This window comes from Streptomyces sp. Act143, assembly GCF_003143935.1.
Taxonomy (GTDB): domain Bacteria; phylum Actinomycetota; class Actinomycetes; order Streptomycetales; family Streptomycetaceae; genus Streptomyces.
Map to the genome: position 1 here is coordinate 1 of NZ_QFRX01000018.1, position 7,458 is coordinate 7,458.

General features: G+C 72.6%; 8 protein-coding genes and 1 pseudogene. 7 read left to right on the plus strand and 2 right to left on the minus strand.

From position 1 onward, the window contains the following. The first annotated feature begins 658 nt into the window (after window positions 1-658). Window positions 659-952, plus strand: coding sequence for a hypothetical protein (locus tag DI272_RS44855; protein WP_181387601.1), 294 nt, complete (start codon window positions 659-661; stop codon window positions 950-952). A gap of 75 nt (window positions 953-1,027) precedes the next feature. On the opposite strand, the gene DI272_RS43985 is transcribed toward DI272_RS44855, so the two are convergent. After that, window positions 1,028-1,579: a DUF4396 domain-containing protein gene (locus DI272_RS43985; protein ID WP_109501469.1), complete on the minus strand. Its 552-nt coding sequence runs from the start codon at window positions 1,577-1,579 to the stop codon at window positions 1,028-1,030. Between the two features lie 178 nt (window positions 1,580-1,757). Further along, window positions 1,758-4,460, minus strand: coding sequence for a heavy metal translocating P-type ATPase (locus tag DI272_RS43990; RefSeq protein WP_109501470.1), 2,703 nt, complete (start codon window positions 4,458-4,460; stop codon window positions 1,758-1,760). Between the two features lie 202 nt (window positions 4,461-4,662). On the opposite strand from DI272_RS43990, the gene DI272_RS43995 reads away from it, so the two are divergent. From DI272_RS43995 to DI272_RS44020, 6 genes and pseudogenes are all read left to right on the plus strand, one after another. Further along, a complete protein-coding gene (locus tag DI272_RS43995) occupies window positions 4,663-4,944 on the plus strand; it encodes an SHOCT domain-containing protein (RefSeq protein ID WP_109501476.1) in 282 nt (93 codons plus the stop codon). Window positions 4,945-4,986: 42 nt separating this feature from the next. Next, window positions 4,987-5,235 carry a DUF2933 domain-containing protein gene (locus tag DI272_RS44000; RefSeq protein WP_109501471.1) on the plus strand — a complete coding sequence of 83 codons (249 nt, stop codon included), beginning with the start codon at window positions 4,987-4,989 and terminating at the stop codon, window positions 5,233-5,235. A gap of 22 nt (window positions 5,236-5,257) precedes the next feature. Further along, window positions 5,258-5,545 carry a hypothetical protein gene (locus DI272_RS44860; RefSeq protein WP_109501472.1) on the plus strand — a complete coding sequence of 96 codons (288 nt, stop codon included), beginning with the start codon at window positions 5,258-5,260 and terminating at the stop codon, window positions 5,543-5,545. Then, window positions 5,538-6,152 (plus strand): annotated as a pseudogene (locus DI272_RS44010) (methyltransferase family protein); the annotation flags it as partial. The gene DI272_RS44860 and the pseudogene DI272_RS44010, both read left to right, overlap by 8 nt. A 155-nt stretch (window positions 6,153-6,307) precedes the next feature. Next, window positions 6,308-6,985, plus strand: a complete 678-nt coding sequence (locus tag DI272_RS44015; protein ID WP_109501474.1) for a hypothetical protein — start codon at window positions 6,308-6,310, stop codon at window positions 6,983-6,985. A gap of 1 nt (window position 6,986) precedes the next feature. Then, window positions 6,987-7,397 carry a hypothetical protein gene (locus DI272_RS44020; RefSeq protein WP_146238452.1) on the plus strand — a complete coding sequence of 137 codons (411 nt, stop codon included), beginning with the start codon at window positions 6,987-6,989 and terminating at the stop codon, window positions 7,395-7,397. Window positions 7,398-7,458 lie beyond the last annotated feature (61 nt).

Genomic DNA, 7,458 nt, shown 5'->3' on the forward strand with positions numbered 1-7,458 from the left:
CCGCGAGCGGCGGTGAGTGACCAGGCAGGCGTCTGAACACACGGCATCCACGCGTCCGCCGTCCCCACGGGGCGGCGGACGCGCCCACTGCGGAGGGAAGATCCGATGACGAACAACAGCCACTCCGTTCCCCCCGACGGTCGTGGGACGGCGGGGCCAACTGCGACTGCCTGGGCGCTGTTGCGCCGCGGAGCCGCCCATCCCCTCACGCGCGTCACGGCCGCCGCCCTGCTGCAGGCCCTGGCCACGCAGGTCGGTCGGCCCGCCGGCCCACGCCCCCCGGCCGGTGGCTGCCGGAGTGCGGAGGGATGAGGCGGCGGGCCCGGACGGACCGGGCGAGGCCAGCCGCTCAGGTGCCGTCGGCGGCGGTGCGCGAGACGGCCCCACGCCGTGCAGAGCGTGATCTTCACGGCGGCCACGGCCAGGACCGCTGCCGTGGCCCAGCCCGTCCAGTGGGTGCGGAGAGCGCCGCACCGGCCAGACCCAGGGATCGCGGAGCGGACCGGAACCGGCCGGGCCACGCTGGACAAGTACGTCCCGGACGTCGTGTCGATCATGAGGGCCTGGGATGAGCGGCAGATCGCAGGTCATTCGGAAGAGCCGGCCGCCCTCCGGGGCCGGCCCGGTGCCGTCGGCGAGCGGCTGACCGGCGGTCCTGATGGCGTACGCCTTGATCCAGCAGCGCCGCCACGGCCACGGCCCTGAGGTCGGTGCCGCGCTGCATCGCGGCGCGCATGTCGCCCGCGCCGAGCGGCATCTGCTCCGCTTCGTCGGCGACCTGCTCGCGGAAGGTGCGGCGGCCGGCGAGGTGCGGGACGACGTGGCCCCGGAGGAACTCGCCGCCTACGGCCTGCACGCCCTCGGCGCGGCGGGCGGCCTGTCATCCGAGACCGCGCTGCGCAGGCTTGTCCAGGTCACCGCGGACGGCCTGCGCGCATCCCCGCCTTCCTGATCGCGCGCTCCGGAACGCAAGATGCCCCTGCCGGAGGCGTAAACCTCCGGCAGGGGCGGACGTGGCGTGGTGCGCTCAGTGGTGGGCGTGGACGACGGCGTGGCCCTTGCCGCGGCCGATCATCCACTTGTTGACCGGGGTGGTCAGCAGGAACGCGACGACGAAGCCGCCGAGCAGGGCGTACCAGAACAGCCCCTCGGAGAGGTGGGCGTCCATCGCGCCGGGGACGAGGGCGACGATCGTGTTGTCGACCAGCTCCATCACCGCGATGGAGACCGTGTCGGCGGCCAGCGCCACCTTGACCGCGGACTTCAGGTCGAGCCCGGCCCGCACCACGGCGAACAGGGTGAAGGAGTAGCCGAAGAGGAACGCCAGCGCGATCGCCAGGACCATCGTGGCCGCGTTCCCCCACATCAGGGCCGTGCCGATGACCATGCCGAGGATCTCGCCGATGGCGCAGCCGGTCAGGCAGTGCAGCGTGGCCTTGACCGCGGTCGCCCAGGACGCCCCCATGTGGCCGGCGTGCTGCGCCATCCCCATGTGGCCGTGGTGGCCTTCGTGGTTCTCGTGGGTGACATGGGCGGCGTGGTCGTGCTGAGTGCCGGCGTGGTGGGCGCTGTGGTCCATGGCTGTGTTCCCCCTCTGTCCGGTGGCCCGTACGGCCCGGGCTCACGTCATGACCATATACCCCCAGGGGGTATATGTGCCAGGTGTTTCTGCCGGGACTTTCGAGTGAGGGATGACGATGTCTCGTCGCCCGGAACAGGCACTGCACCCCGCTGCGCCCCTCAGGGGTTCGCCGCGGTCAGTTTCCGCCGCCCCGGCGCGGGGGCCGACCGAGTCGCGCCACCGGGGTCGCGTACTGCTCCGGGTCCGTGTCGTAGGCGGCCGCGCAGCGGGCGGAGCAGAAGTGGACGGTGCCCTGTGGAGTGTGCCGTTGCTCCGGTGCCGTGCCCGGGTCGACCTGCATGCCGCATACCGGGTCGGTGGCCGAGGGCGGTGCGTACGGCTCCGCGGCGGTTTCCACGGTCGGCCGTACGCCGGTGGCCTCGGCGTCCGGCAGCGGCGCGGGGTGCCAACGGCGCAGCCGGGAGGCGTTGGTCACGACCGACAGGGACGACAGGGCCATGGCCGCGGCGGCGATGATCGGGCTGAGCCGGATGCCCCACAGGGGGTAGAGGGCGCCGGCTGCGATCGGAATGCCGACGGCGTTGTAGACCAGGGCGAGGAACAGGTTCTGCTTGATGTTGCGCATGGTCGCCCGGGACAGCCGGATCGCGGTGACGACGCCGGACAGGGAGCCGGAGATGAGGGTGATGTCGGCGGCCTCGATGGCGACGTCCGTACCGGTCCCGATGGCCAGGCCCACGTCCGCCTGGGCCAGGGCGGGCGCGTCGTTGATGCCGTCGCCGACCATGCCGACGCGGCGGCCCTCGCTCTGGAGACGGCGGATCTCGTCGGCCTTGTGTTCCGGCAGCACCTCGGCCAGCACCCGCCGTACGCCGACCTGTTCGGCGATCGCGGCGGCGGTGCGGGCGTTGTCGCCGGTCAGGATCACGGTCTCGATACCGAGGCCGTGCAGCGCGGCGATGGCCTGGGCGGAGTCCTCCTTGACGGTGTCGGCCACGGCCAGTACCCCGGCCGGCCGGCCGTCGACGGCGGCCAGCACGGGCGTCTTGCCCTGGGTGGAGAACTCTTCGGCAGAAGCCGAGAGCTGACCGGTCGCGACGCCGGCCAGGAGGCGGGCGGTGCCGACGAGGACGGTGCTGCCGTTCACCGTGGCCCGGACGCCCTTGCCGGTGACGGAGTCGAAGGAGGACGCGGTGGGCACTTCCAGGCCGCGCTCGCGGGCGCCCGCGACGATCGCAGTGGCGAGGGGGTGTTCGCTGTCGGCCTCGGCGGCGGCGACCAGAGCCAGCAGATCGTCCTCGGTGAAGCCGTCGGCGGGCCGCACGCCGGTCAGGACCGGCCTGCCCGCGGTGACGGTGCCGGTCTTGTCGAGGACGACGGTGTCCAGCTTGTGCGCGGTCTCCAGCGCCTCGGCGGAGCGGATCAGGATGCCCGCCTGGGCGCCCTTTCCGGTGCCGACCATGACGGACAGCGGGGTGGCCAGACCCAGCGCGCAGGGGCAGGCGATGATCAGGACGGCCACGGCCGAGACCAGCGCGAGGGTGAGCGCGGGGGAGGGGCCGACGGTGTACCAGAGGGCGAAGGCGGCGACGGCGATCGCGATGACGGCCGGCACGAAGTAGGCGGAGATCGCGTCGGCGAGGCGTTGGATCGGCGCCTTGGACGCCTGGGCCTGCTGCACCAGCCGGACGATCTGGGCCAGCATCGTGTCCGCACCCACCTTCGCCGCCCGCACCCGCAGGGAGCCGGTGGTGTTGACGGTGGCGCCGATGACGGTGTCCCCGGCCCGCTTGGTCACGGGCATCGGCTCGCCGGTGACCATCGACTCGTCGACCGCCGACGCCCCGGACAGCACCTCTGCGTCCACGGGGATCTTCTCGCCGGGCCGGACGACGATCTCGTCGCCCACGACGACCTCGTCCACGGGTATCTCGGTCTCGGCGCCCTCGCGTACGACCCGGGCGGTGCGGGCCTGGAGCCCCAGCAGCGCCCGGATCGCCTCGCCGGTTCCCGCCTTGGCCCGTGCCTCCAGCAGCCGGCCGAGCAGGATGAGGGTGAGGATGACGCCGACGGCCTCGAAGTAGACCTCGCGGACGTCCTCGGGCAGCAGGGACGGGGCCAGGGTGACCAGCAGGCTGTAGCCGTAGGCGGCCGAAGTGCCCAGGGTGATCAGGGAGTTCATGTCGGCGCCGCGGTGGCGCAGGGTGAGCCAGCCGATGCGGTGGATCGGCCACCCGGTGAAGAACATGACCGGTGTGATCAGGGCCAGCTGCACCCAGTGGTTCAGCATCCAGCCCGGCACCCAGTCGGCGCCGAAGACCTCATGGGTCATCACGGCGAACAGCACGGGCAGCGTCAGCACCGTACCGACCGCGACCCGTCGCCCGAGGTCCGCGATCTCCGCCCGCCGCTCGGCGGCCTCGGCCTCCTCGGCCCCGGCGGCGGAGGCGCGGTCCTCCGGCGCTTCGTCCTCGGCCGGCGGCTCTGCGGCGGACGCCTCCTCGCCCGGGTCCACCACGAGCGTGCCGTGGATCATGTTCATCCCGCAGGCGAATCCGAACGACCCCGCCTGCTCGGGCCTCAGTCGCACGGTGGTCCGCTGGTGAGCCGGCAGTCCCGCGCTGACCCGCAGGTCGGGGAAGACGACCCGGTTGGTGCACTCGCCGGACTCCTGCCGGTCGAAGACCAGCTCCACCGGTACTCCCTGCCGTACCCGGATCACCTCCGGGCTGTAGCCGCCCCGCACCATGACCTCGATCCGCTGTACTCCGCCCTCCAGGCGAGCGGTGCGCGCGCGGCGCGGACCGAAGAAGAACCAGCCCAGCGCGGCGACGAGGGCGACGGCCAAGGTCACGACCACGATGTCGGCGGTATCCATGACAGACCTTCTCTCTGTCCGGCTGCTTCCCAGACTCCACCGGATACCCCCACGGGGTAAGGGTCCAACGGCCCGGGTGCGGTGGCCCCATCGGCCCATGACGGCCCCCTCGGCGGGGGTGACCGTGAAAGTGGGACGGTCGGGAAGGCGCAGGCGCTGGGCCCGTCTCCTCCCGAGGGCCGTGAGGAAGCTGGTGACCACGATGTTCTGGTACGACCACGATCCCAGCGGATGGGGCTGGTTCGCCATGGCGGCCGGCATGGTCCTCTTCTGGGCGTTGATCATCACCGTCGCCGTTCTGCTCTTCCGCGCCCTGGCGCGAACGGACGGCACCGGGACGCCGACCGGCACACCGTCGGCCCGCCCCGAGGAACTGCTCGCCGAGCGCTTCGCCCGCGGCGAGATCGACGAGGACGAGTACCACCGGCGCCTGACCGTCCTGCGCGGTCGCGCCGGCGCCCGCACCCGGCTCGGCAAGAGCTGACCGCAGAACCGCCCGACGGGCACGCTCCCGAGGAGGCGCGTGATGAACACCGACACCAACCAGCGCAACTACGGCTTGTACGCCGTCGCGGTGGCGATCGCCGTGGTCGGTGCCCTGGCCCTGGGCGTGCCGGTGGCCACGCTCTTCTTCCTGGTGATCGTGCTGGCCTGCCCGCTGATGATGTTCTTCATGATGCGCGGCATGCACGGCGGCGACCACGCCGCCGGACACGAGTCCCGGCCCGAGGACGATCCGCTGACCAAGCACGACCCGCGGCACCCGCGCGGCTGACCGCCGTATCCGGGAGGCCGTCATGTCGGCGGTGATCGCCGTCCTGCTCGGGGTGGTCATTCTGGCCGGTGCCGTCTACGACACCGCCCGCCTGATCACCCCGCACGAGTCCCGCTGCCCACCCCTGGCCCGGCTGCGCGGCCGTCGCGCCGCGCTGGAGGCGACCGAGAGGTGGAGCACCGCACTGCTGCTCCACGGCCGCATCACACCGGCCGACCACCAGGCCCGGATGAGCCGCCTGGCCCGCGGCGAGCGCCGCCCCGGACCCGCCCGGCATCCGAGCGCACCCCGAGGAGGCCGTCATGGCTGACGCCGCCTACGGCCTGTGGCCCCTGGTCGTCCTGAACACCTTGCTGTTCGCCGCCTTCGCCGCGAGCTTCTTCCACCCCAGGAGCAGGCGGGACTGGCGGGCGATGGGCGCTTACAGCGCTTTCCTGGTCGCCCTGTTCACCGAGATGTACGGCACTCCGCTGACCGTCTACCTGCTCGGCAGCCGGCTCGGCTCCCGCTTCCCGCTGCTGGAGGACACCCACACAGGCGGCCACCTGTGGAACGACCTGACCGGCTGGACCGGCGACCCCCACCTCAGCCCCTTCCACCTGGCCAGCTACGTGGCCATCGGCTGCGGCTTCTGGCTCATCGCCACGGCCTGGAAGACCCTGCACGCCGCCGCCCAGCGTGAGGAACTGGCCACCACCGGCGCCTACGCCTGGGTGCGGCACCCGCAGTACGACGGCTTCCTGCTGATCATGATCGGCTTCCTGCTCCAGTGGCCGACCATCCCGACCCTGCTCATGTTCCCGGTCCTGGTGTACGTCTACGCCCGCCTCGCCCGCAGCGAGGAAAGCGAGGTCGCGAGCCGCTTCGGCGAGCGGTGGACCGCCTACACCGCGGTGACGCCCGCCTTCTGGCCCCGCCGCCCGGGCCACCACCACGGCGGCCAGCCGGCCGCCGGCCTGCGCGCGGCGCTGAGGGAGGCGGCCCGCAACCGCGTCCTGTGGGCGCTGCTGATCGCCGTACCGACGGTCTTCATTCTCCTGGTCGTGGCCACACGCCCGACGCGTACGAGGGCATGACGGTCCGCGAGAACGGCCGTACCCTCACCCGGCAGTTCTGGCTGCCCGACATCCACGGCGGCACGATGGCCCCCATCGCCGTCGGTTCACTGGCCACCCTGGCCGGACTGTTCGCGGTCCTCGACGCCCGGACCGCCGACCGGCGCCTGGCCCTGGCCGGCTTCCACCCGCTGACCCTGCTCGCCGCCCGCCTCACCGTCATCGCACTGGGTGCCCTGGCGGCCACGGGAGCCGCACTGGCCGTCACCGCCACCGTCTTCGACGCCGCCCAGTGGCCCTGGCACATCGCCGCGAACACCCTGATCGCCCTGACCTACGCCCTCATCGGCGTCCTGCTCGGCCCGCTCTTCGGCCGGGTCGGCGGCGTCCTGATCGCCTTCCTGCTGCCCTTCATCGACCTGGGTATCGAACAGAGCCCGATGCTCCGGCCCACCCCGCCCGCCTGGGCCCACGCCCTGCCCGGCTACGGCGCCGGCCGCGTCCTGACCGACGCCGCCCTGACCCCCGGCTTCGACGAGACGGGCAGCCTCCTGATCGCCCTGACCTGGCTGGCGGGGCTCGCCCTGGCCGTCACCCTGCTGTTCCGCCTGATTGTCCGCCCGGCCGGTGCCGCCCGCCTCGCAACGGATACGCTGACGCCGCCGGTTCGGGACCGAGCGGACAAGGGACGGTGACGTGACGAGGACAGCGGGGACGCCCATGGGTCTCCTCGCGCGCCTGCTCATGCTCGGCCTGCTCCTGATCGGCCTCGGCGTTGTCCACACGCTCGCGCACGCCGACGCCCATGACGGCGTCGTCGGACACCCGGCCGCCCACCTCCTCGACCCGACCACGGTCGCGGACCCGGAGCCGGCCGCTGAAGCCGACGAACCCCCGCATCACACGACCACCGTGGCCGCCGCGGACCCGGACTCGCTGCCCGAGGCCGACTGCTGGGCTTCCGTGCCCACCGGGCCGTGGCCGTTCCCTCCGGCTCGATGCGCAGCCGGAACAACGCCCTTCGCGTACGTCGCCCCACTCACCGACGGGCAACGCGACCACCGCATGCTGACGTCACCTCAGGCGCTGGGAGTCCTGCGGATTTAGACGCCGTTTCTTTTGGTGTGATTGGGGCTACCGGGGCTATGCGTCGGCCCATCCCGCAGTG

What these genes read in the sequence shown, in the direction of transcription:
- DI272_RS44855 (WP_181387601.1), top strand. Translation starts at nt 659, where the DNA reads ATGGCGTACGCCTTGATCCAGCAGCGCCGCCACGGCCACGGCCCTGAG.
- DI272_RS43985 (WP_109501469.1), bottom strand. Translation starts at nt 1,579, where the DNA reads ATGGACCACAGCGCCCACCACGCCGGCACTCAGCACGACCACGCCGCC.
- DI272_RS43990 (WP_109501470.1), bottom strand. Translation starts at nt 4,460, where the DNA reads ATGGATACCGCCGACATCGTGGTCGTGACCTTGGCCGTCGCCCTCGTC.
- DI272_RS43995 (WP_109501476.1), top strand. Translation starts at nt 4,663, where the DNA reads ATGTTCTGGTACGACCACGATCCCAGCGGATGGGGCTGGTTCGCCATG.
- DI272_RS44000 (WP_109501471.1), top strand. Translation starts at nt 4,987, where the DNA reads ATGAACACCGACACCAACCAGCGCAACTACGGCTTGTACGCCGTCGCG.
- DI272_RS44860 (WP_109501472.1), top strand. Translation starts at nt 5,258, where the DNA reads ATGTCGGCGGTGATCGCCGTCCTGCTCGGGGTGGTCATTCTGGCCGGT.
- DI272_RS44015 (WP_109501474.1), top strand. Translation starts at nt 6,308, where the DNA reads ATGACGGTCCGCGAGAACGGCCGTACCCTCACCCGGCAGTTCTGGCTG.